Origin of the sequence: Streptomyces camelliae (genome assembly GCF_027625935.1) — a bacterium.
GTDB classification, from domain to species: Bacteria; Actinomycetota; Actinomycetes; order Streptomycetales; family Streptomycetaceae; genus Streptomyces; species Streptomyces camelliae.
In genome coordinates this window covers 2,986,703-3,008,951 of record NZ_CP115300.1, presented here as the reverse complement: position 1 = coordinate 3,008,951, position 22,249 = coordinate 2,986,703, and the positions used below count along the sequence as shown (strand labels likewise).

Here is a 22,249-nt window from a genome sequence, read left to right as displayed (position 1 = left end):
CCGGGCGGGGCGGCGGAAACACGCCACCGCCCCGCCCGGCCGGAACCACGTGGGTCTAGACGGCGTCGCGGCGCAGCCGGAACCAGTAGAAGCCGTGCCCCGCGAGGGTGAGCAGGTACGGCAGGGCGCCGATCGCCGGGAAGCGGACCCCGCCGAACAGCTCGACCGGGTGCCGCCCGCTGAACCGGCTCAGGTCCAGCTCGGTGGGCTGGGCGAACCGCGAGAAGTTGTGGACGCACAGCACGACGTCGTCCCCGCCGTCCTCGGACACCGGGGCCTCCCGCAGGAAGGCGAGCACCGCCGGGTTGGAGGACTGGAGTTCGTTGTAGGTGCCCAGTCCGAAGGCGGGATTCTGCTTGCGGATCTCGATCATGCGGCGGGTCCAGTGCAGCAGCGACGACGGCGAGGACATCGCGGCTTCCACGTTGGTGACCTGGTAGCCGTAGACGGGGTCCATGATCGTCGGCAGGAAGAGTCGTCCGGGGTCGCTGGACGAGAAGCCGGCGTTGCGGTCGGGGGTCCACTGCATGGGGGTGCGGACGGCGTCACGGTCGCCGAGCCAGATGTTGTCGCCCATGCCGATCTCGTCGCCGTAGTAGAGGATCGGCGAGCCGGGCAGGGACAGCAGGAGCGCGGTGAACAGCTCGATCTGGTTGCGGTCGTTGTCGAGGAGGGGCGCGAGGCGCCGCCGGATCCCGATGTTGGCGCGCATCCGCGGATCTTTCGCGTACTCGGCCCACATGTAGTCGCGCTCTTCGTCGGTGACCATTTCGAGGGTCAGCTCGTCGTGGTTGCGCAGGAAGATGCCCCACTGGCAGTTCGCGGGGATCGCCGGGGTCTTGGCGAGGATCTCGGAGACCGGGTAGCGGGATTCCCGCCGTACGGCCATGAAGATGCGTGGCATGACGGGGAAGTGGAACGCCATGTGGCACTCGTCGCCGCCGGAGCTGTAGTCCCCGAAGTAGTCGACCACGTCCTCCGGCCACTGGTTGGCCTCCGCCAGCAGCACGGTGTCCGGGTACTGGGTGTCGATCTCCTTGCGCACCCGCTTCAGGAACTCATGGGTCGCCGGCAGGTTCTCGCAGTTGGTGCCCTCCTGCTGGTACAGGTACGGCACGGCGTCCAGGCGGAACCCGTCGATGCCGAGATCCAGCCAGAACTTCAGCGCGGAGATCATCTCCTCCTGCACGGCCGGGTTCTCGTAGTTCAGATCCGGCTGGTGCGAGAAGAAGCGGTGCCAGTAGTACTGCTTGCGTACGGGGTCGTACGTCCAGTTGGAGGCCTCGGTGTCGACGAAGATGATCCGGGCGCCGGGGAACTGCTTGTCGTCGTCGGCCCATACGTAGTAGTCGCCGTACGGACCGTCCGGGTCGCGCCTCGACTCCTGGAACCACGGATGCTGGTCGCTGGTGTGGTTCATGACGAAGTCGATGATGACGCGCATGCCGCGCTGGTGGGCGGCGTCGACGAACTCCACGAAGTCGGCGAGGTCACCGAACTCCGGGAGGACGGCGGTGTAGTCGGAGACGTCGTAACCGCCGTCCCGGAGCGGTGACTTGAAGAACGGCGGAAGCCACAGGCAGTCCACGCCGAGCCACTGCAGATAGTCGAGCTTGGCGGTCAGGCCCTTCAGGTCGCCGATGCCGTCGCCGTTGCTGTCCTGGAAGGAGCGGACCAGGACCTCGTAGAAGACGGCGCGTTTGAACCACTCCGGGTCCCGGTCTTTGGCGGGAGTGTCCTCGAAGGTGTCCGGGACGGGCTCATTGACGCTCATATGGTGGGTGACCCTCCGATCTGCGGGGTGGACGGTCGCAGGACGTGGAAGATATGCGCGGGCCGAAGACCCGGTTCGAGGCGCACGTAGTTGGTCCTGCCCCAGTAGTAGGTCTCGCCGGTGAGCTCGTCGCGCACCGGCACGGACTCGTGCCAGTCCAGGCCGAGTCGCGGCATGTCCAACGAGACCGTTGCCTCCTGGGTGTGGTGGGGGTCGAGGTTGGCGACGACCAGAACCGTGTTCGACCCGCTCCGCTTCGAGTAGGCGATCACCGCGTCCTGGTCGGCGTGGTGGAAGTGCAGATCGCGCAGTTGGCGCAGGGCGGGGTGGTTGCGGCGGACGGTGTTCAGCCGGGTGATGAGCGGGGCGATGCTGCGGCCCTCGCGCTCGGCCGCCGCCCAGTCGCGGGGCCTGAGCTGGTACTTCTCGGAGTCGAGGTACTCCTCGCCGCCTTCCTTGAGCGGGGTGTTCTCGCACAGCTCGTAGCCGCTGTAGATGCCCCAGGTGGGGGAGAGGGTGGCGGCGAGCACGGCACGGACCTCGAAGGCGGGGCGGCCGCCGTGCTGGAGGTAGGCGTGCAGGATGTCCGGGGTGTTGGCGAACAGGTTGGGCCGCATGTACGCAGCCGCCTCACCCGCCAACTCACTGAGGTATTCGGTGAGTTCGTGCTTGTTGTTGCGCCAGGTGAAGTAGGTGTACGACTGCTGGAAGCCGATCTGGGCGAGGGTGTGCATCATCGCGGGGCGGGTGAAGGCCTCGGCCAGGAAGATCACGTCGGGGTCGGTGCCGTTGATCTCGGCGATGACCCGTTCCCAGAAGACGACCGGTTTGGTGTGCGGGTTGTCGACGCGGAAGATCCGCACTCCGTGGTCCATCCAGTGCCGCAGGATCCGTACGGTCTCGGCGACCAGGCCGTCCATGTCGGCGTCGAAGGCGACGGGGTAGATGTCCTGGTACTTCTTCGGCGGGTTCTCGGCGTAGGCGATCGTGCCGTCGGCCCGGTGATGGAACCACTCGGGGTGTTTCTGCACCCAGGGGTGGTCCGGCGAGCACTGCAACGCGAAGTCGAGGGCGATCTCCAGGCCCGACTCCCGTGCCTCGGCGACGAAATGATCGAAGTCCTCGATCGTGCCGAGGCCGGGGTGGACGGCGTCGTGACCGCCTTCCGGTGACCCGATGGCCCAGGGCACTCCCACGTCGTCCGGACCGGCGGTGAGGGTGTTGTTGGGGCCCTTGCGGAACGTCGTACCGATCGGATGGACGGGCGGGAGATAGACGACGTCGAAGCCCATCTCCGCGATCGCCTTCAGCCGCCGCGCGGCCGTCCGGAAGGTGCCGTGCGGCTGCTCGGCGGTGCCCTCGGAGCGGGGGAAGAACTCGTACCAGGAGCCGTAGAGGGCCCGCTCCCGCTCCACCAGCAACGGCATCGGGTCGGAGGCGGTGACCAGCTCCCGCAGGGGATAGCTGGCCAGAACGGCTTGGACCGAGGGCCAAAGGGCGGGCTTCAGGCGGTCGTTCGCGGACCGGGACTCGTCGCGCAGGGCCCGCACCGCGGCCCGTACGAGGGGGCGTGCCGCCGCCGGTACTCCGGTGACCGCCCGCTCGTACAGCCGGGCGCCCTCCTCCAGGACCAGAGCGGTGTCGAGGCCGGCCGGGATCTTGATCTGTGCGGTGTGCCGCCAGGTGGCCAGCGGGTCGGACCAGGCCTCCACGGTGTACGTCCAGCGGCCGGGCCCGCCGGCGGTGACGGTGGCGCCCCAGCGGTCGGTGCCCGGGGCGAGCTCCCGCATCGGCGTCCAGGGTCCGGGGCGGCCCTTGGGGTCACGCAGGACCACGTTGGCGCCCACGGCGTCGTGCCCCTCCCGGAAGACGGTGGCCGACACCTCGAACGACTCACCGGTCACCGCTTTGGCGGGCCTGCGCCCCTGCTGGACCACGGGGCGGACGTCCAGGACGGGGATGCGGCCGAGAACCGGGGTGTCCGGCTGCGGCGACCCCCGCTTGCCGTCCTTCCCGGCCCGGGGTTTTACGGGTTTTTTGGCCGTCGCCTTCTTCTCTGCTGCCGGGGTCCTGCTGTTGGTCGGGGGTCCTGACGAGTTGTGCGTGGCGGGCATGACCGCTCCTGTCCGCGTCAACGGGGGTGTGGGCGGAGGGATATGGGGAGGTGGGTCCTGCGGGGTCGTGCGCGGTGCTGTGGTGCGCCTGTGGGCCGTGTACCGGGGGAGCCTTCCCACTGTGTTCGGGTGGGCAATCCGGCACTTTGTTAACTACTCACGCGTATGTCCACCCGTCGGACCGGCCTCCTTTCCCGGCCTACCCGGTGACCGCCTCCGCACGCCCCCGACACCCCGCCGGACACGTCCCCACCGACCCCTCGGTAACCACTACCGTCGACGGTGACGACGAGACGTACAGCGCTGTGCGTCTCTCCACGCAACGCGTCCGAGGTGGAATGTGAAGGCGATCCGTCGGTTCACCGTCCGTCCCGTGCTCCCCGAACCCCTCCGGCCGCTGAGCGACCTGGCGCGTAATCTGCGCTGGTCCTGGCATGCGGAGACGCGCGACCTGTTCCAGTCCGTCGACCCCGAGGCCTGGGCCGGCGCCCAGCGGGATCCGGTACGGCTGCTGGGCCGGGTGCGGCCGGCACGGCTGGCCCAGCTGGCCGAGGACCGGCGGTTCCTGCGCCGGCTGACCGCCGTGGCCGACGACCTCGACGACTATCTGACCGGAGACCGCTGGTACCAGGCGCAGACTGACGGGCTGCCCGCCGCCGTCGCCTACTTCTCCCCGGAGTTCGGCATCACGGCGGCGCTGCCCCAGTACTCCGGCGGCCTCGGCATCCTGGCAGGGGACCATCTGAAGGCGGCCAGCGATCTCGGCGTACCCCTGATCGGTGTCGGGTTGCTGTACCGGCACGGCTACTTCCGGCAGACCCTCTCCCGCGACGGCTGGCAGCAGGAGCACTACCCGGTGCTCGACCCCAACGAGCTGCCCCTCACCCAGCTGAAGGAGCCCGACGGCACCCCGGCGCGGCTCACGCTCGCGCTGCCCGGCGGCAAGGCGCTGCACGCCCGCATCTGGCTCGCCCAGGTCGGCCGGGTGCCGCTGCTGATGCTCGACTCGGACGTGGAGGACAACGAGCTCGGCGAACGCGGGGTGACCGACCGGCTCTACGGCGGCGGCAGCGAGCACCGGCTGCTCCAGGAGATGCTGCTCGGCATAGGAGGGGTGCGGGCGGTGCGGACGTACTGCCGGCTCACCGGGCACCCGGAGCCGGAGGTGTTCCACACCAACGAGGGGCACGCGGGCTTCCTCGGCCTGGAGCGGATCGCCGAACTGGCCGCGGGCGGCCTGGACTTCGACTCCGCCCTGGAGGCGGTGCGCGCCGGCACGGTCTTCACCACTCACACCCCCGTCCCGGCAGGCATCGACCGCTTCGACCGGGAGCTGGTCGCCCGGCACTTCGGCCCGGAGGCCGAGCTCCCCGGCATCGACGTCCAACGGATCCTGACGCTGGGCATGGAGACGTACCCGGGCGGTGAGCCGAACCTGTTCAACATGGCGGTGATGGGGCTCAGGCTGGCCCAGCGCGCCAACGGGGTGTCGCTGCTGCACGGGCAGGTGAGCCGGGACATGTTCGCGGGCCTGTGGCCGGGATTCGACTCGGACGAGGTGCCGATCACGTCCGTGACCAACGGGGTGCACGCGCCGACCTGGGTGGCCCCGGAGGTGCTGCGCCTCGGCGCCCGCGAGGTCGGCGCCCAGCGGGCGGAGGACGCGCTGACGGTGGGCGGCTCGGACCGCTGGGACTCCGTCGCCGACATCCCGGACCAGGAGATCTGGGAGCTGCGCCGCACCCTGCGCGAGCAGCTGGTGCTGGAGGTACGGGAGCGGCTGCGCGCGTCCTGGCGTCAACGCGGGGCGGGGAACGCCGAGTTGGGCTGGATCGACGGCGTCCTGGACCCGGAGGTGCTGACGATCGGCTTCGCCCGCCGGGTCCCGTCGTACAAACGCCTGACGCTGATGCTCCGCGACCGCGACCGCCTGATGGACCTGCTCCTGCACCCGGAACGCCCGGTGCAGATCGTCGTGGCGGGCAAGGCGCACCCGGCGGACGACAGCGGCAAACGCCTGGTCCAGGAGCTGGTCCGGTTCGCCGACGACCCGCGCGTCCGCCACCGGATCGTCTTCCTGCCCGACTACGGCATGGCGATGGCGCAGAAGCTCTACCCCGGCTGTGACATCTGGCTGAACAACCCGCTGCGGCCGCTGGAGGCCTGCGGTACGAGCGGGATGAAGGCGGCGCTGAACGGCTGCCTCAACCTCTCTGTGCTGGACGGCTGGTGGGACGAGTGGTTCCAGCCGGACTTCGGCTGGGCCATCCCGACGGCGGACGGCGCGGGCACGGACCCCGACCGCCGGGACGACATCGAGGCGGCGGCCCTCTACGACCTCCTGGAGCAGCGGGTGACCCCGCGTTTCTACGAGCGCGGAAGGGGAGGCCTCCCCGACCGCTGGATCCAGATGGTCCGCCAGACCCTCACCCTGCTGGGCCCGAAGGTGCTGGCCGGGCGGATGGTCCGCGAATACGTCGAGCGCCTCTACGCCCCCGCCGCGCAGGCACACCGCGCACTGACCCCGGACACGGCTCGTGATCTGGCCGCCTGGAAGGCCCGGGTGCGGGCGGCCTGGCCCCGGGTGAGCGTCGACCACGTGGAGACGACGGCGACGACGGCCACGGCGGAGCTGGGCACGACGGTGGGTCTGCGGGTTCGGGTCGCCCTGGGCGAGCTGACCCCGGACGACGTGGAGGTGCAGGCGGTGTCCGGCCGGGTGGACGCGGAGGACCACATCACGGACGCGACGGTGGTCCCCCTGAAGCCGGCCGGCACCCCTGACCTGGAGGGCCGCGTGCTGTACGAGGGCCCGCTCTCGCTGGACCGCACGGGCCCCTACGGCTACACGGTCCGCGTCCTGCCCGCACACCGTTTGCTGGCGTCGGCTGCCGAGCTTGGGCTGGTGGCGGTGCCGTCGGGGGAGGTGGTGGAGGGGGCGGGGGTGTTGTTGCGGTAGCGCCCCTTCAAGCCAACGGGAACGGGAACGGCCGCTCTACGGCAGGAGGAGGTGCAGCCCGGAGCAGTCGTTCCCGCCGGCCGGGTCGGGGGAGTACAGCCAGTAGACCGCCAGGAGCAGCGCCAGGACCAACAGCAGACCGACGAACGCGGAACCCGCCGCGACCGGTACCTGCCAGCTGGCCCCTGCCGGGGGCTCGCACCTGTGCGCTGCGCGGCGGACCGCGGCGTACAGGAGCAGGGACCCCAGGGCGCAGCCGAGGCCGCCCCACGCGGTGACGTACATCCGGGTGGAGGGGCCCAGGTACGTGCAGTGCTGGTACGTGTCCGAGCTGAGGGCGAAGTGCGCGACCAGCAGTCCGGCCGAGATCGCCGCGAGGAGGGGCACCAACAGCGAACCCACTCGTGTCACCGGCCTCACAGCAGGTGGTCCGCCTTGCCGGCCTTGATGTCGCGGATGAGGGTGCGGAGGGCTTCGCGGGTGTCGGTGAGGTAGTGGTCTTCTTGGCCGGCTATGGCGATGTAGGCGTTGCCTTCGGGGTCGGTGCCGAGGCGGAAGCAGCTTGCTCCTTCCCCGCAGAACGGCTCTTCCCAGGTGATGTCCTTCATCGGGCGCTCCTCACAAGCTGTTGGCGATGTCGTGGACGAAGTCGCGCGATGCCTCCGGTGACAGGGTGATGCGCTCCATCCAGTCCAAGTGGGCACGGTACTTGGCCAACTGTGCCTCGCTGCTCAGGAATTCCGGGCCGTGCGAGCTGTCGACCTGAACCGTGTCGAGCTGGGGGACGGCTGCTTCGAGGTAGTTGACCGTCTGTCCGGCCCCCGGGAAGGTGCCGGCGGAGAACGGGATGACCAACAGCCGTACTGGTGGACGCTCTGACAACTTCAGCAGATGGTTGAGTTGGGCACGCGCCACAGCGCGGCCACCGAACTGCATGCGCAGAGCGGCCTCGTGGACGAGGGCGACGTACTCCGGAGCGTCCTCCGCCTCCAGCACGCGCTGTCGTTCCACGCGATAGGCGAGCCGCAGGGCTACCTCATGGTCCGGCAGCCGGGGCAGTACGGCGCGGAAGAGTTCGAGAGCGTGATCGTTGGTCTGTAGCAGACCAGGGATGTGAGCGGTGTGCGCTGTGCGCATCCGGACGGCGTACGACTCCAGTTCCGCGATGTCCAGCAGGCCGGGGGACAGGGAACCTCGGTAACGCTCCCACCAGCCACGCCCGTTGGGCCTTGCCATGGCCACCAGGGCATCGACGTAGGCCTGATCCGAACAGGCGCAGTTGCAGGCGAGGGTGCGCAGCCGTTCCGGGCTGATGGTCCGGATCCCTGTCTCGATGTTGGAGATCTTCGCCCGGTCCAGTCCGAGCAGGCCTGCGGCCTGATCCGCGGTCATCCCCGCTGCTGTGCGCATCTTGCGCAGTTCGCTGCCCAGACGCTTCTGACGCTCCGTGGGCGTGGTCCTCGGTGGCATTGCGTTCCTCCCGAACTGATCGGCAGCAGTCTGCCGTCGTTCGCTACCGATCGGCCACGAACGGGTCAATTTCCCTATCCAGGTGGCAATGTAACCATGCAGCGCCCTACGTTGAGTAACGCACCGAGCACCTACCGAAAGGGAAGCGGCCTCGGAAGTGCATCGCGCGAGCCTGCCCGCGTCCTCCTTCCCTGGGAGGGGTGGGTCCGCGTCAGGGAGACAAGCCACCGCCGCCGTGTCCTGCGGAACCTCGATCACCAGGAGTCTCTATGTCTGTGCCCGCAATCGAACCGCCAGCGCCCCACTGCCCCCTGCTGACACCGATGTACCCGGCGGACCCCACCCCGCCCACCCCGGGAACCCTCGCCTACAGCCTCACGCTCCCCGCCGCCCTCGCGAGCCCGTCCTTGGCGAGAGCGTCGGCGCGGGCGATGCTGGAGGCGCACGGGCTGAGTGACGTGCTCGACGCGGCACTGCTGGCGGTGGGGGAACTGACGGCGGTGGCCACCCAGTTCACTGACTCGTCGGAGTTCTACCTCTCGCTCCGCTACCGCTGGGACACCCTCCGGGTGATCGTCTACGACAGCCACCCGCCCCACGCGCAGCCGAACCTCGCTGCCGCCTGCGACACCCGCCGCCGCGCCGCCCTCCGCTTCCTGTCCTGCCTCTGCCGCGCCTGCGACGGCGACTGGGGATTCGGACCGACCCGTGAACCGGGCGGCGGGACGCGGATGTGGGCGACGCTGCCGAGGGCGGGGGCGGCGGCGTTCGGGGCGAGCGGTTCACGGGTCGGTCAGCGGAACGGGATGGTGACCCAGGGGCTGCTGGGCTCGGACATCAGGATGCGATGGGCCTCGACCACAGGGCTCTGGCGTAGTCGCTTGACGCCCGGTTCGTGACGACCCTGCCAGCTCGGGACCCCGACCCCCGCCCCAAGCGAGCACCGCTCGTCAGCTCACTCCTCCGACAGCCCCTCGCACAACCGCTTCAGCACCGTCCCGCACCGGCGGGCGTAGGCATGCTGAAGGCCCCGCGTCGCCGGGCCGGCCGCCCTCGTGTACCACTTGGCCGGTTTGCTGAAGGCGGCCACGGTCAGCCAGACCGTGCCGTCGCCTGTGCGGTCGATGAGGAAGGCTTCCTCGCCGCATTCGGGGTGGCCTTCGAGGGTGCCGTAGGCCCAGCCGGCGCGGCGGGGTTGTTCCACGGTCCAGATGATGCGGCAGGGGGCCTTGAGGAGGCCGGCGAGGGTGACGGTGACGTCGACGCCGGGGGCCGCGCGGTCGGCCGTCGTATCGATGCCGACGCCCAGAGCGCGGTGCATCTCCCAGCTCAGGACCGCCTCGGCCGCCCGCTGGAAGAGCTTTTCGCCCTCGCCGAGGCGGGTGCGGACGAAGAGGGGGTGGAAGCCGGGCGGGCAGTACGTCAGGTCGTCGCGGGTCGCGCCGACCGGCTCGTAGGTGAAGGGCGCCGAGGACATGGGTCACAAGGGTAGGCGGCACCCGGGGAATCTTCCGCCCGGGTGCCGCCTACCGCTCGATTACGGCTGGATCAGCTGACGTTGACCGCCGACCAGGCCGCGGCCACCGTCTTGTACTCGGTGCTGCTGGAGCCGTACAGGTCCGCCGCCGCCGACAGGGTGCCCGCGCGGGCGTCCGAGTAGTTGGTGGTCGACGTGAAGTACGTGGTCAGCGCCTTGTACCAGATCTGCAGCGCCTTGGCGCGGCCGATGCCGGTGACCGTGGAGCCGTTCGACGTCGGGGAGTTGTACGAGACGCCGTTGATCGTCTTCGCGCCGCTGCCCTCCGACAGGAGGTAGAAGAAGTGGTTCGCGACGCCCGAGGAGTAGTGGACGTCCAGGTCGCCGACCGACGAGGACCAGGAGTCGGCCGAGCTGCCGTCCTTGCTGGGCTTGTCCATGTAGCGCAGCGGGGTGCCGTCGCCGTTGATGTTGATCTTCTCGCCGATGAGGTAGTCACCGGGGTCGGAGGGGTTGTTGGCGTAGAACTCCACGCCGACGCCGCCGAGGATGTCGGAGGTCGCCTCGTTCAGACCGCCGGACTCGCCGCTGTAGTCGAGGCCCGCGGTGTTGGCGGTGACGCCATGGGTCATCTCGTGGCCGGCCACGTCGAGCGAGGTCAGCGGGTCGGCGTTGCCGCTGCCGTCGCCGTAGGTCATGCAGAAGCAGCTGTCGTCCCAGAAGGCGTTCACGTACGAGCTGCCGTAGTGGACGCGGGAGTAGGCGGCCTTGCCGTCGTTCTTGATGCCGCTGCGGCCGAAGGTGTTCTTGTAGTAGTCCCAGGTCTCCTGCGCGCCGTAGGCGGCGTCGGCGGCGGCCGTCTGGTTGCTGGAGGAGGTGGAGGCGGTGCCGGTGCCGAAGGTGCTGGTCGAGTTGGTGACCAGGGTGCCGGTGCCGGACGTCTTGCGGGCCAGGTTGTAGGTCTTGTGGCCGCCGCGCGAGGTGTCGTACAGCTGGTACGTCGAGCCCGACAGGTTGACGGTGAGGCCGACGGTGCCCGAGTACAGCGTCTTGCCGGTGCCGGTCGCGTTCTCGACGCCCTGGTACTCGAAGAGCTTCTTGCCCGTCGCGGCGTCGGTGATGACGTGGAGCTGGTTCGGGGTGCCGTCGTCCTGGAGGCCGCCGACGATCGTCTCGTAGGCGAGGACGGGCTTGCCGGAGCCGGCCCAGATCACCTTGCGCGCGCCGTTCGCGGTGCTCTGGGCGGAGCCGAGCGTTCTGGCGGCGGCGACCGCCTGCTTCTCCGCCTTGGCGGGGGTGATCTGCGGCGTGAGCGAGGCCACCTTGATGGTCGCCTTGGTCGCCTTGGTGACGCCCTCGGTCCTGCCCGACTTGGCGGTGTGGACGACGAGGTCGCCGCCGAGGACAGGGAGGCCGGCGTAGGTGCGCTCGTAGCGGGTGTGGACGGTGCCGTCGTTGTCCTTGACGACGTCCTTGACGATCAGCTGCTCCTTGGTGCCGAGGCCTATCTTCTGTGCGGTCTCGGCGGTGTTCGCCTGTGCCTGCTGGATCAGCGAGACGTGGGCCGTGGCGGACAGTGCGGCCGGGGCGGCGGCGAGGGGGGCCTTGGCGGCGGCCGTGGCGCTGGTGGTCAGTCCGGTGGAGAGCAGGGCTCCGGCGGCGACAGCGGTGGCGATGGCCAGAGTGGTGCGCTTGTGACGCGCGTAGAGGGGGCTCACTCAAAGCTCCTTCATGTGGGGAGTCCGGGCCACGTGGGGTTACTGGCCCGGCTGTGTGGGGTTGTGAAGTTGCTGTGCTGCGGCGGGTGGAGAGAGAGTGACATCAAGGGCGCGTACATGTCAGGACCCTGAAGTGATGTTGACTGGAAATCGATCACTGGGGAAACATTGCAGGCATGTGAACCCGGGCCGTCCGAGGGTGCCGGACCCTCGGACGGCGCCGCGTCGCAAGGCCTGCCGCTCGCGGCTTACGGGAAGGTCAGCTTCCAGTCGTTGAGCGTGCCCGTGTCCTGGCTGGCCTGATCCTGCACCTGCAACTTCCAGGTTCCGTTGGCCGGTTCGGCCGACGCGTTCACCGTGTACGTCGTCTTCACGTTGTCGGCCGAGTCGGAGGAGCTGAAGTTCTTCAGCCGGTACGCGGTGCCCGACGGACCGATGAGGTCGATCACCAGGTCGCCCCGCCAGGTGTGCGTGATGTCGACGCTCACCTGGAGGTTGCCCGGCGCGTTTCCGGTCCGGCCCGAGACGGTGATGGCCGAGGTGATGGCCGGACCGTTGTCCGGGATCGCCATCTGTGTGTTGTTGTCGTACGTCGACCCGGTACCGCCTCCGCCTCCGCCGCCGCCCGAGCGCGAGCCGACGTTGACGGCCGCCCAGGCGTCCTGCACCGCGGCGTACTCGGCGCTGGAGGTGCCGTACAGCTCGCCCGCCGCCGCGAGGGTGCCGGTGCGGGCGTCGGCGTAGTTCGTGGTGGACGTGAACTTGGTGGTCAGCGCCCGGTACCAGATCTGCAGCGCCTTGTCCCGGCCGATGCCGGTGACCGGAAGCCCGTCCGAGGTGGGCGAGTTGTAGCTGACGCCGTTGATCGTCTTGGCGCCGCTGCCCTCGCTCAGCAGGTAGAAGAAGTGGTTGGCGATGCCCGACGAGTAGTGCACGTCGAGGCCGCCCACGCCCGAGTACCAGGAGTCGGCGGAGCTGCCGTCCTTGCTGGGCTGGTCCATGTAGCGCAGCGGGGTGCCGTCGCCGTTGATGTTGATCTTCTCGCCGATGAGGTAGTCACCGGGGTCGGAGGCGTTGTTGGCGTAGAACTCCACGCCGGTGCCCATGATGTCGCTGGTGGCCTCGTTCAGGCCGCCGGACTCGTCGCTGTAGTCGAGGCCCGCGGTGTTGGAGGTGACGCCGTGGCTCATCTCGTGGCCGGCCACGTCGAGCGAGGTCAGCGGGTCGGCGTTGTTCGAGCCGTCGCCGTAGGTCATGCAGAAGCAGCTGTCGTCCCAGAAGGCGTTCACGTACGCGTTGCCGTAGTGGACGCGGGAGTAGGCGCCGACGCCGTCGTTCTTGATGCCGCTGCGGCCGAAGGTGTTCTTGTAGAAGTCCCAGGTCTCCTGCGCGCCGTAGGCTGCGTCGGCGCCCGCGGTGGCGGCGTTGGACGTCGTGCCGTTGCCCCAGGTGTCGTTGGACTGCGAGAACAGCGTGCCGGTGCCCGAACTGCCGTGGTTCAGGTTGTACGTCTTGTGACCGCCGCGCGTGCCGTCGGTCAGCGTGTACGTCGAGCCCGACTGGGTCGTGGACAGCGTGACCTGCCCGCTGTACTGGGTGTTGCCGATGCCGGTCTCGATGCCCTGGTACTCGTACAGCTTCTTTCCGGTGGCGGCGTCGGTGATGACGTGCAGCTGGTTCGGGGTGCCGTCGTCCTGGAGGCCGCCGACGATCGTCTCGTAGGCGAGGACGGGCCTGCCGGTCGCCGCCCAGATCACCTTGCGGACGCCGGTCGCGGCCGACCTGGTGCCGCCGCGGGCCTTCGCCCGCTGCACGGCCTGTTTCTCGGCCGCGGCCTGCGAGACCTTCGGGGTGAGGCCGGCGACCTTCATGGTGGCGTTCGTGGCCCGGATGACGTCCATGGTCTTGCGGGACCCGTTCGTGTCCACGACCAGGTCGCCGCCGAGCACGGGCAGGCCGGCGTACGTCCGCTCGTAGCGGGTGTGCAGGGTGCCGTCGGTGTCCTTCACGACGTCCTTGACGACCAGCTTCTCCTGGCTGCCGAGGCCGATCGAGCGCGCCGTCGCGGCCTTCGTGGCATCGGCGTCGCGCAGCAGCTCGGCGCGCTGCGAGGGCGTGAGCCTGAGCGCCAGGTGCGCCGGGTTCGCCTTGCCGGGCTGCGCCTTGGCCGCCGGTGCCGCGCTGGCCGCGCCCGTCTGCACGGCGGCGGCGATCAGCGCGGCGACACCGGCCAGGGCGAGGGTGGCGGTACGGCGGTGGGTGGTGCGGGGCCGGGGGGTGTGGTGCTGGGAGGTGTGGTGCTGCGGGGTGTGGGAGGTGCGTCCGCGAGAGGAATTGCGTCTCAACACTGACTCCTTCTGCGTGGCCGTGGGTCGCGCGGCCAGGGGAGACCGGACGGTGGGTTGGGGCGTCCGGGCAGAACAGGACGTGCGCGGAACAGGAAGTGCGCAGAACAGGAAGTGCTCGGAACCATGTGCGGGCCGGCTCGTGCACGTGCGCGTGCGTCGTGGGGTTGCTGTGAGTCGGCCAGGGAAGAGTGGCAGGGGAGTGGTGTGCCTGTCAGGACCGCGTCACAAACTTGGCCGGAAAGCGGTCCGTTGACCGGATGTTCATGTTCGATATGCGGACCGTTGGGTGGGGATGCGCACCGAGTAGGGTGGCCGCGCGGACGGGGGAGGGGCGGAAAGCATGCGTCGCGGGCGTGGGGTGCTGGGGTACGGCGGTGGCGGCGGGTCTAGGGCGCGGCCCCCACACCCCAGCCACCAGCGCCCTCACCCCGGTGACCCGGCGTCCCCATGCCACGCGCCCTCACCCCCGCGACCCGGCATCCCCATGCCACGTCCGCCACAGTGCCGCGTACGCCCCGTCGGCTGTCACCAGCTCCTCGTGTGTGCCCAGTTCCGTGAGGCGGCCGTTCTCCATGACCGCCACGCGGTCGGCGTCGTGGGCCGTGTGGAGGCGGTGGGCGATGGCGATGACCGTGCGGCCCTCCAGGACGGCGGCCAGGGCGCGTTCGGTGTGGCGGGCCGTGGTGGGGTCCAGCAGGGCCGTCGCCTCGTCGAGGATGAGGGTGTGCGGGTCCGCCAACACCACGCGGGCCAGGGCGAGTTGCTGGGCCTGTGAGCCGTCGGTGGCCGTACCGTCCGTACCCAGGCGGGTGTCCAGGCCGGCCGGCAGGTCGCGGACCCACTCGTCGGCGCCCACCGCCGCCAGCGCCGCCCACACCTCGTCGTCGTCGGCCTCCGGCTCGGCGATCAGGAGGTTGTCGCGGACCGTGCCGAGGAACACATGGTGCTCCTGGGTGACCAGCACCACCTGGCGGCGCAGCAGCTCCGGCTCCAGTTCGGCGACCGGCACCCCGCCCACCGTCACCGCGCCGGACCCGGGCCGGTCGATGCCCGCGAGCAGCCGGCTCAGCGTCGTCTTGCCGGCGCCGGAGGGCCCCACGACCGCGAGCCGCTCCCCGGGCCGTACCGTCAGGTCCACCCCGCGCAGCACCTCGCCGCCGCGCTCGTAGGCGTACCGCACCTCGCGCACGTCGATCCGGTCGTCCGCCGGCACCGGTGAGTCCGCGCCGGCGTCTCCGCGCGGTGCCTGCGCCAGCCCCTCCACGCGCGCGAACGAGGCGCCGCTGTTCTGGAGTTGCTCCACGTGCATCAGGATCTGGTCCAGCGGTTCGGTGAACTGCCGCAGATACAGCGCCGCGGCCACCACCGCGCCCACCCCGACCGTGCCCCGCTCGTGCAGCCACCCGCCGACCAGCAGCACCCCGGCCACGGGCACGGTGTACGTCACCTCGATCGCCGGGAAGAACACGGTCCGCAGGAACAGCGTGTAGAAGCGGGTACGGCGGGAGGTCTCCAGCGCGTCCCGGCTCGCCGTGATCCGCCGCCGGCGCAGCCGGAACGCCTCGACCGTCCGGGCCCCGGCCGCCGTGGCGGCGACGATCTCCGCGACCTCGGACGTCGCCGCGCCCTCGGCGAGATAGCCGTCCCGGGCCCGCCGCAGATACCAGCGCAGCGCCAGCCAGATCGGGGTCAGCCCGAGCAGCCCGAACGCCCCCAGCAGCGGGTCCAGCGCGAACACCGCGCCCAGCACGAACAGCGCCTGCACGGAGTTGACCAGCAGCTCCGGGCCGACGTCGCGCAGCGTGCTGCCGACGGTCGCGACGTCCGCCGTACCGCGCGCCGTGAGATCACCGGTGCCGGCCCGCTCCACCACGGACGCGGGCAGCGCCAGAACCCGCTCGACGTACTCCTCGCGCACCCGGGCCAGCGTCCGCTCCCCGAACCGGTAGCCCACGTACCGCGCCCAGCGGGCCAGCAGCAGCTGCGCCGGCGCGCACAGCAGGATCCACAGCGCCAGCCGGTCCACCGCCCCGACCCCGTGTCCGGCGCGCACCTCGTCGACGATCCGCCCGACCAGCCACGGCCCGACCAGCCCGGCTCCCGCCGCGAGCGCGTTCAGCAGCAGCGCGGCGGCGAACGCCCGCCTGTCGGCCCGAACCAGCCGCACCGCGGCCCGCCGCACCGTCGCCCGGTCCGCGACCGGCAGCAACCCCTCACCGGCCGCCGTCACCGTACGACCCCCTCGGCGTCCTCCGCCGACTCCGCCGCATCCCCCGTCTCCTCCACATCCCGCGCCACGAGGGCCCGGTAGTCCGGCTCCTCCGCCAGCAGCCGTCGGTGCGGGCCGCTCGCCGCCACCTTGCCGCCCGCCAGGAACACCACCGTGTCCGCGCGGTCCAGCACCAGCGGCGAGGTGGACGTCACCACCGTCGTACGGCCCTCCCGTGCCGCCCGGAGCCGTTCGGCGACCGTCGCCTCCGTGTGCGCGTCCAGGGCCGAGGTCGGTTCCACGGCGAGCAGCACCTCCGGGTCGGCGAGCAACGCCCGCACCAGTCGCATCCGTTGGCGCTGGCCGCCCGACAGGCTGCGGCCCTGACCGGAGACGAACGAGTCGGCCCCCTCGGGCAGCCCGCGTACGACGTCCTCGGCCGCGGCGGCGTGCAGCGCCCGGCGCAGCGCCCCCTCCCCGACCGCGCCCTCGGCGGCCACGACGTCCCGCAGCGGCCCCGCGAACAGATCGGCCTCGTTGTCCGCGACCAGCACGCGCGCGCGTACGTCGGCGAGCGCGATCGCGTCCAGCCGCACCCCGCCCCAGGTGGCGTCGGTCGGACCGAAGCGGCCGAGCCGGTCGACCACGGCCGCGGCCTCGGTGGGCCGGGCGGCGGCCAGCGCGGTGAGCCGGCCGGGCGCGATCCGCACGCCGGACGCGGGGTCGTACAGCTCGGCGGGCCCCTCGGGCGCGGGCCGCGTGCCCGCGTCCGGCTCCGGCTCCAGCCGCAGCAGCCGTACGACCCGGCGCGCGGCCACCACACCACGGTTCAGGTCGTAGGCCATCTGCACGAAGAACGCCACCGGCCCGATCAGCACCGCGACATAGCCGTACACGGACACCAACTGGCCGACGGTGATGGACCCTTGGGCCGCGAGGCGGGCGGCGAGCCAGGTGACGACGGCCAGGAAGAGCGTGGGCAGCCCGACGCCGAGCGCCTGCACCCAGCTGGCCGCCGCGCCCACCCGGTAGCCCTGCGCGCGCAGCGCCTGCGAGTCCGTCCGGAAGCCGTCGGCGAACAGCCCCTTGCCGCCCAGCCCGTTGAGGACGCGCAAGCCCCCGGCGAGGTCCCCGATGCGGGCGGTCAGCACGCCCTGCCGCTCCCGGTACGCGCTCTCCGCGTGCTGCAGGCGCAGCGTCACCGGACCGGTGACCAGCGCCAGCACCGGCAGCCCGAGCAGGACGACGGCGGCGAGCGGCGCCGAGACCGTGAGCAGCAGCCCGGCCACGACCGCGTACACCACGACCGCGCCGACGCCCGGCCCGACCACGGTCAGTGCCTGTGCGACCGTCTGCACGTCACCGACCCCGATGGTCACGACCTCCCCGGCCCCCGCCCGGCGCGGCAGCGCGGCCCCGAGCCGCACCACATGCCCCACGACCACCTTCACCGTGCGGAAGTTGGCGTCCATCCGCACCCGGGTCATCGTGCGGTGCCGCATGATGCTCAGCCAGGCGTTGACCGTACCGACCAGGAACATCGCCGCCGTCCACGCGGCCAGCACCCCCAGCCGCCCCGGCACCAGCCCGTCGTCCACGGCCCGCGCCGTCATGTACGGCTGCGCGGCCATCAGCACCATCCACACACTTCCCAGCACGGCCCCGGCCACCGACCGTCCCGACTGCCGCCGCACCAGCCACCACAGAAACCGCCAGCCACCCCGCACATCAGGCGCACCGGGCTCTTCGTACGCGTCGATCATCCGTCCCCCGCTCGACTCGGCCCCCGCTGGGAAACGTCGAACCTATCGAGGGCGGGAAGGTGGTTCCATCGATTAAGCGAGGGATGGACGCACGGAGCACACCCGGGTCGGGGGCGTACGCCGGGGTACGCGCCGTATCCGTCCTAGAGTGCTCAGATGGTCATTCCTTCCGAAGTGCTGCCGGGCGGCGCCGTGTTGCGCCTCGTCACCCTCGACGACGCGGAGGCGCTGCACGCCGCGTACGTGGCGAACCGGGAGTACCTGGCCCCCTGGGAGCCGATCCGCCCGGACAACTTCTTCACCGTCGAGGGGCAGGCCGAACGCATTGCCGGCCTCTTGCGGGAGTTCGCGGAACGCCGGGTCGTGCCCTGGGTGTTCGAGAGCGAGAGCGACGGCTCGGTCATCGGCATGATCACGCTCACCGGACTGGTTTACGGGGCGTTCCGCAGCGCGTATCTGGGGTACTGGGTGGCCGCCGACCGGCAGAACCGGGGGCTGGCCGGCGCGGCGGTGGCGAGCGTGTGCCGCGCGGCCCGCGACATCGTCGGCCTGCACCGCATCGAGGCCACCACGCTCCTCGACAACACCGCGTCGCAACGGGTGCTGGAGAAGAACGGTTTCGAGCCGATCGGCACGGCCCCGCGCTATCTCCACATCAACGGGCAATGGCGGGACCACCGTCTGTTCCAGCGGATTCTGCACGACGGTCCGCCGAGTTAGGCCAGGCTGTCCCGCCACGCCTTGTGCAGATCCGCGAAGCGGCCCGTGCCGGAGATGAGGTCGGCCGGGGTGCCGTCCTCGACGATGCGGCCGTGTTCCATGACCAGGACCCGGTCCGCGATCTCGACCGTCGACAGGCGGTGGGCGATCACCACCGCCGTACGGCCCCGCAGCACCGTCGACATCGCCCGCTGCACGGCCCGCTCGCCCGGGATGTCCAGCGAGCTGGTCGCCTCGTCCAGGATCAGCACCGCCGGGTCGGCGAGCAACGCCCGTGCGAAGGCGACCAGTTGGCGCTGGCCCGCCGAGATGCGGCCGCCGCGCTTGCGGACGTCGGTGTCGTAGCCGTCGGGCAGCGCGCTGATGAACTCGTGCGCGCCGATCGCCTTCGCCGCCTGCTCGATCTCCTCGCGGGTGGCGTCGGGCCGGCCGATGGCGATGTTGTCCGCGACCGTCCCCGAGAACAGGAACGCCTCCTGGGTCACCATGACCACCCCGCGCCGCAGTTCCGGCATCGGCAGCTCGCGCAGGTCCACCCCGTCCAGCAGGACGCGCCCGCCGGAGGGGTCGTAGAAGCGGGCGAGGAGCTTGGCGAGCGTGGACTTGCCCGCGCCCGTGGAGCCGACGACCGCGACCGTCTGCCCGGCCGGGAGGGTCAGATCGAAGCGGGGCAGCACCTCGCCGCCGGTACGGTAGCCGAACCGGACCGAGTCGAAGACGACCTCACGGCCCGGCAACTCGCCCTCCAGCGGCGGGAGTTCATGCGACGTCGGCGGCTCGGGCACGGTCGGGGTCTGCGCGAGCAGCCCGGCGATCTTCTCCAGGGAGGCGGCGGCCGACTGGTAGGCGTTCAGGAACATGCCGAGCCGGTCGATCGGGTCGTACAGCCGGCGCAGGTACAGCACCGCCGCCGCCAGCACGCCCAGCTCCAGCGAGCCGGACGCCACCCGGTAGGCGCCCCACAGCACGATCCCCGCCACCGCCGTGTTGGCCACCAGCCGGGAGCCGACCACATAGCGGGCCATCTCCAGCAGCGCGTCCCCGTTCGTCCGCTCGTGCCGCCGGTTGAGGACCCTGAACTCGGCGTCGTTCACAGCCTCCCGGCGGAACGCGCGCACCGGACGGATGCCGTTCATCGTCTCCACGAACTTCACGATCACCGCCGCGATCGCCGTGGACCGCGCCCGGTACACCCGCCCCGCCCGCCGTTGGTACATGCGCACCAACAGGTACAGCGGCACGAGGGACGCCACCGCGACCGCGCCCAGGCCGAGGTCCAGCCACAGCAGCAGCGCGGAGATGTAGACGAAGGACAGCACGACGGTCACCAGCTCCTGGAGCCCGTCGTTCAGGAGCTCGCGCAGCGACTCGACGTCCGTGGTGGAGCGGGAGATCAGCCGGCCCGAGGTGTAGCGCTCGTGGAAGTCGATGCTCAGCGCCTGGGCGTGCCGGAAGATCCGGCCGCGCAGATCCAGCAGCACGTCCTGGCTGACCCGGGCGGAGGTCTCGATGAACGCGGCCTGCAGCCCGCCGGAGAGCAGCGCGCACAGCAGATAGCCGACGGCCACCGCGATCAGCGGGCCGTGGCGGTGGTCGCGGAACGCGGGTACGGCGGTGTCGATGGCGTACGCCACCAGCAGCGGGCCCGCCTGGACGGCCGCCAGCTGGAGGAGAAGGAGGACGGTGGTGAGTACGGCCCGGCCCTTCAGGGGCGCGAGCAGCGAGCGCAGGAGAGCGGCGGTGGCGCCGGGCGCGGTGGGCAGGACGTCCCGGTCGAAGGCGTCGTCCCCCTCTTCCCGGTGGCCCGGGAGTTCGTCGTCCTCGGCGGTGGGGCCGGCGGCGGTCGTGGTGGTCAACGGGAGTCCTCCGTATCCCCGGCGTACGCGGATTCTCCGGACATCAGATGGGCGTACTCGGCGTTGCTGCGCAGCAGTTCGTGGTGGGTGCCGACGGCGGCGATCCGGCCGCCCGAGAGCAGGGCGACCCGGTCGGCGAGCAGCACCGTGGAGGGGCGGTGGGCCACGATCAGGGCGGTGGTGTCGGCGAGGACCTGGCGCAGTGCCGCCTCCACGGCCGCCTCCGTGTGCACGTCCAGGGCGGACAGCGGGTCGTCCAGCACGAGGAACTCCGGTCTGCCGACCACCGCCCGCGCCAGGGCGAGGCGCTGCCGCTGGCCGCCGGACAGGCTGAGGCCCTGCTCGCCGACGCGGGTGTCGGTGCCCTGGGGGAGGGCCTGCGCGAAACCGGCCTGCGCGACGGCCAGCGCCCGCTCCAACTCCGGCTTCCCCGCGTCGGATCGGGTGCCCATGAGGACGTTCTCGCCGACGCTCGCCGAGAAGAGGGTCGGCTCCTCGAAGGCGACGGCGACCCTGGCGCGCAGCTCCTCGCGGGGCAGCTCGGTGATGTCCACGCCGTCCAGCGTGATCCGTCCGGAGGTGACCTCGTGCAGCCGTGGCACGAGCGCGGTGAGCGTCGTCTTCCCGCTGCCGGTGGCGCCGACCAGGGCCATGGACTCGCCGGGGCGCAGGTGGAGGTCGATACCGGTGAGGAGGGGAGGGGAGCCGGGGGGTGCGTCGGGGTAGCGGAACGAGACGTTCTCGAAGCGGAGTCCGGCGGCAGCCCGTGAGCGCGGGCGAGCGTCCCCGGCCACCGCGGTGGAGTCGTCCTCCGGCACCTCGTCCATCACCTCGAAGTACCGCTCCGTGGCCGTGGCCGCCTCCTGACTCATCGCCAGCAGGAAGCCGATGGAGTCCACGGGCCAGCGCAGCGCAAGGGCCGTACTCAGAAAGGCCACCAGCGTCCCCGCCGACAGCTCCCCGTCGGCCACCCGCACGGCTCCCAGCACCAACGCCACCCCGATCGCCAGCTCGGGCAGCGTGACGATGACGCCCCAGATGACGGCCAGCATCCGGGCCTTGCGCAGCTCCGTGCCGCGCAGGGTGACCGCGAGCTCGCGGAACGCCCGCGCCTGGCTGCGGTGGCGGCCGAAGCCCTTGATGACGCGGATGCCGAGCACGCTCTCCTCGACCACCGTCGTCAGATCGCCGACCTGGTCCTGCGCCCGCCGGGCCACCGTCGCGTACCGCCGTTCGAAGACCGCGCAGGTCCACATCACGGGGAGCGTGGGAGCGAGGATGACCAGCCCCAGCACCCAGTCCTGAACCAGCATGATCACTACGCCGACCAGGATGGTCACGCTGTTGACCAGCAGGAACGTCAGCGGGAAGGCGAGGAACTGGCGCAGCAGCATCAGGTCCGTGGTGCCCCGGGACAGCAGCTGGCCCGAGGCCCAGCGGTCGTGGAAGGCCACCGGGAGCCGCTGCAGATGCCCGTACAGCCCCGCCCGCATCTCCGCCTCCACATGGGACAGCGGGCGGGCCACCAGCCACCGGCGCAGCCCGAACAGCAGCGCCTCGGCGATGCCCAGCAGGAGCAGGTACAGCGCGCCGAGCCACACCCCGCCCGGGTCCCGGTCGGCGACCGGCCCGTCCACCATCCACTTCAGGACGAGCGGGATCACCAGCCCCGTGCAGGAGGCGACTATGGCGACGGAGGCCGCCGTGAACAGGCGGGCGCGCACGGGGCGTACATACGGCCACAGCCGCAGGAGCGTGCGTACGGCGGAACGGTCCTCGGTGGTTGCACGTGTCGTGGGCATCATCGCGAGCGTACGGACCGGCACTGACAACGCCCACCG

The 22,249-nt window shown here is 71.0% G+C and carries 15 protein-coding genes; 3 read left to right on the top strand and 12 right to left on the bottom strand.

Features of this window, described 5'->3' with window-relative positions:
• Positions 1 to 55: 55 nt before the first annotated feature.
• Positions 56 to 1,774: a maltose alpha-D-glucosyltransferase gene (treS, locus tag O1G22_RS13510; RefSeq protein WP_270081583.1), complete on the bottom strand. Its 1,719-nt coding sequence runs from the start codon at positions 1,772 to 1,774 to the stop codon at positions 56 to 58.
• The gene (locus O1G22_RS13505; RefSeq protein ID WP_270081582.1) at positions 1,771 to 3,888 is read right to left on the bottom strand and encodes an alpha-1,4-glucan--maltose-1-phosphate maltosyltransferase; all 2,118 of its coding nucleotides are present in this window, start codon (positions 3,886 to 3,888) and stop codon (positions 1,771 to 1,773) included. The genes treS and O1G22_RS13505 overlap by 4 nt, the downstream gene beginning before the upstream one ends.
• 340 nt (positions 3,889 to 4,228) lie before the next feature.
• On the opposite strand from O1G22_RS13505, the gene O1G22_RS13500 reads away from it, so the two are divergent.
• The gene (locus O1G22_RS13500) at positions 4,229 to 6,847 is read left to right on the top strand and encodes a glycosyltransferase family 1 protein (protein ID WP_270081581.1); all 2,619 of its coding nucleotides are present in this window, start codon (positions 4,229 to 4,231) and stop codon (positions 6,845 to 6,847) included.
• A 36-nt stretch (positions 6,848 to 6,883) separates the two neighbouring features.
• On the opposite strand, the gene O1G22_RS13495 is transcribed toward O1G22_RS13500, so the two are convergent.
• Genes O1G22_RS13495 through O1G22_RS13485 form a run of 3 tightly spaced genes read right to left on the bottom strand, consistent with a single transcriptional unit; the run spans position 6,884 to position 8,317 of the window.
• Positions 6,884 to 7,258: a hypothetical protein gene (locus O1G22_RS13495; RefSeq protein WP_270081580.1), complete on the bottom strand. Its 375-nt coding sequence runs from the start codon at positions 7,256 to 7,258 to the stop codon at positions 6,884 to 6,886.
• Between the two features lie 5 nt (positions 7,259 to 7,263).
• Positions 7,264 to 7,455, bottom strand: coding sequence for a hypothetical protein (locus tag O1G22_RS13490; RefSeq protein WP_270081579.1), 192 nt, complete (start codon positions 7,453 to 7,455; stop codon positions 7,264 to 7,266).
• A 10-nt stretch (positions 7,456 to 7,465) separates the two neighbouring features.
• Entirely contained in the window at positions 7,466 to 8,317 is an 852-nt protein-coding gene (locus tag O1G22_RS13485) for a helix-turn-helix domain-containing protein (RefSeq protein WP_270081578.1), read from the bottom strand.
• Positions 8,318 to 8,586: 269 nt separating this feature from the next.
• Between O1G22_RS13485 and O1G22_RS13480 the strand changes: the two genes are divergently transcribed.
• Entirely contained in the window at positions 8,587 to 9,216 is a 630-nt protein-coding gene (locus tag O1G22_RS13480) for an ATP-binding protein (protein WP_428986356.1), read from the top strand.
• A 56-nt stretch (positions 9,217 to 9,272) separates the two neighbouring features.
• On the opposite strand, the gene O1G22_RS13475 is transcribed toward O1G22_RS13480, so the two are convergent.
• The 5 genes from O1G22_RS13475 to O1G22_RS13455 form a co-directional block, all read right to left on the bottom strand.
• Positions 9,273 to 9,794 carry a DUF1990 domain-containing protein gene (locus O1G22_RS13475; RefSeq protein WP_270081577.1) on the bottom strand — a complete coding sequence of 174 codons (522 nt, stop codon included), beginning with the start codon at positions 9,792 to 9,794 and terminating at the stop codon, positions 9,273 to 9,275.
• A gap of 71 nt (positions 9,795 to 9,865) precedes the next feature.
• Positions 9,866 to 11,512, bottom strand: a complete 1,647-nt coding sequence (locus O1G22_RS13470) for a M4 family metallopeptidase (RefSeq protein WP_270081576.1) — start codon at positions 11,510 to 11,512, stop codon at positions 9,866 to 9,868.
• A gap of 248 nt (positions 11,513 to 11,760) precedes the next feature.
• A complete protein-coding gene (locus tag O1G22_RS13465) occupies positions 11,761 to 13,857 on the bottom strand; it encodes a M4 family metallopeptidase (RefSeq protein WP_270081575.1) in 2,097 nt (698 codons plus the stop codon).
• Between the two features lie 463 nt (positions 13,858 to 14,320).
• Positions 14,321 to 16,090 carry an ABC transporter ATP-binding protein gene (locus O1G22_RS13460; protein ID WP_270081574.1) on the bottom strand — a complete coding sequence of 590 codons (1,770 nt, stop codon included), beginning with the start codon at positions 16,088 to 16,090 and terminating at the stop codon, positions 14,321 to 14,323.
• A complete protein-coding gene (locus O1G22_RS13455) occupies positions 16,087 to 17,832 on the bottom strand; it encodes an ABC transporter transmembrane domain-containing protein (RefSeq protein ID WP_270081573.1) in 1,746 nt (581 codons plus the stop codon). Before O1G22_RS13455 ends, O1G22_RS13460 begins: the two co-directional genes overlap by 4 nt.
• A gap of 156 nt (positions 17,833 to 17,988) precedes the next feature.
• On the opposite strand from O1G22_RS13455, the gene O1G22_RS13450 reads away from it, so the two are divergent.
• On the top strand, positions 17,989 to 18,552 hold the full coding sequence (locus tag O1G22_RS13450; protein WP_225099427.1) for a GNAT family N-acetyltransferase: 564 nt from the start codon (positions 17,989 to 17,991) through the stop codon (positions 18,550 to 18,552).
• On the opposite strand, the gene O1G22_RS13445 is transcribed toward O1G22_RS13450, so the two are convergent.
• Positions 18,549 to 20,408, bottom strand: a complete 1,860-nt coding sequence (locus O1G22_RS13445; RefSeq protein WP_270081572.1) for an ABC transporter ATP-binding protein — start codon at positions 20,406 to 20,408, stop codon at positions 18,549 to 18,551. The genes O1G22_RS13450 and O1G22_RS13445 overlap by 4 nt on opposite strands.
• Positions 20,405 to 22,210, bottom strand: a complete 1,806-nt coding sequence (locus O1G22_RS13440; RefSeq protein ID WP_270081571.1) for an ABC transporter ATP-binding protein — start codon at positions 22,208 to 22,210, stop codon at positions 20,405 to 20,407. The genes O1G22_RS13445 and O1G22_RS13440 overlap by 4 nt, the downstream gene beginning before the upstream one ends.
• Positions 22,211 to 22,249: the final 39 nt, after the last annotated feature.

Bases quoted from the DNA above. Each gene is read 5' to 3' on its own strand.
- O1G22_RS13490 (WP_270081579.1), bottom strand. From the start codon at position 7,455: ATGAAGGACATCACCTGGGAAGAGCCGTTCTGCGGGGAAGGAGCAAGC.
- O1G22_RS13485 (WP_270081578.1), bottom strand. From the start codon at position 8,317: ATGCCACCGAGGACCACGCCCACGGAGCGTCAGAAGCGTCTGGGCAGC.
- O1G22_RS13480 (WP_428986356.1), top strand. From the start codon at position 8,587: ATGTCTGTGCCCGCAATCGAACCGCCAGCGCCCCACTGCCCCCTGCTG.
- O1G22_RS13455 (WP_270081573.1), bottom strand. From the start codon at position 17,832: ATGATCGACGCGTACGAAGAGCCCGGTGCGCCTGATGTGCGGGGTGGC.
- O1G22_RS13440 (WP_270081571.1), bottom strand. From the start codon at position 22,210: ATGCCCACGACACGTGCAACCACCGAGGACCGTTCCGCCGTACGCACG.
- treS (WP_270081583.1), bottom strand. From the start codon at position 1,774: ATGAGCGTCAATGAGCCCGTCCCGGACACCTTCGAGGACACTCCCGCC.
- O1G22_RS13450 (WP_225099427.1), top strand. From the start codon at position 17,989: ATGGTCATTCCTTCCGAAGTGCTGCCGGGCGGCGCCGTGTTGCGCCTC.
- O1G22_RS13505 (WP_270081582.1), bottom strand. From the start codon at position 3,888: ATGCCCGCCACGCACAACTCGTCAGGACCCCCGACCAACAGCAGGACC.
- O1G22_RS13475 (WP_270081577.1), bottom strand. From the start codon at position 9,794: ATGTCCTCGGCGCCCTTCACCTACGAGCCGGTCGGCGCGACCCGCGAC.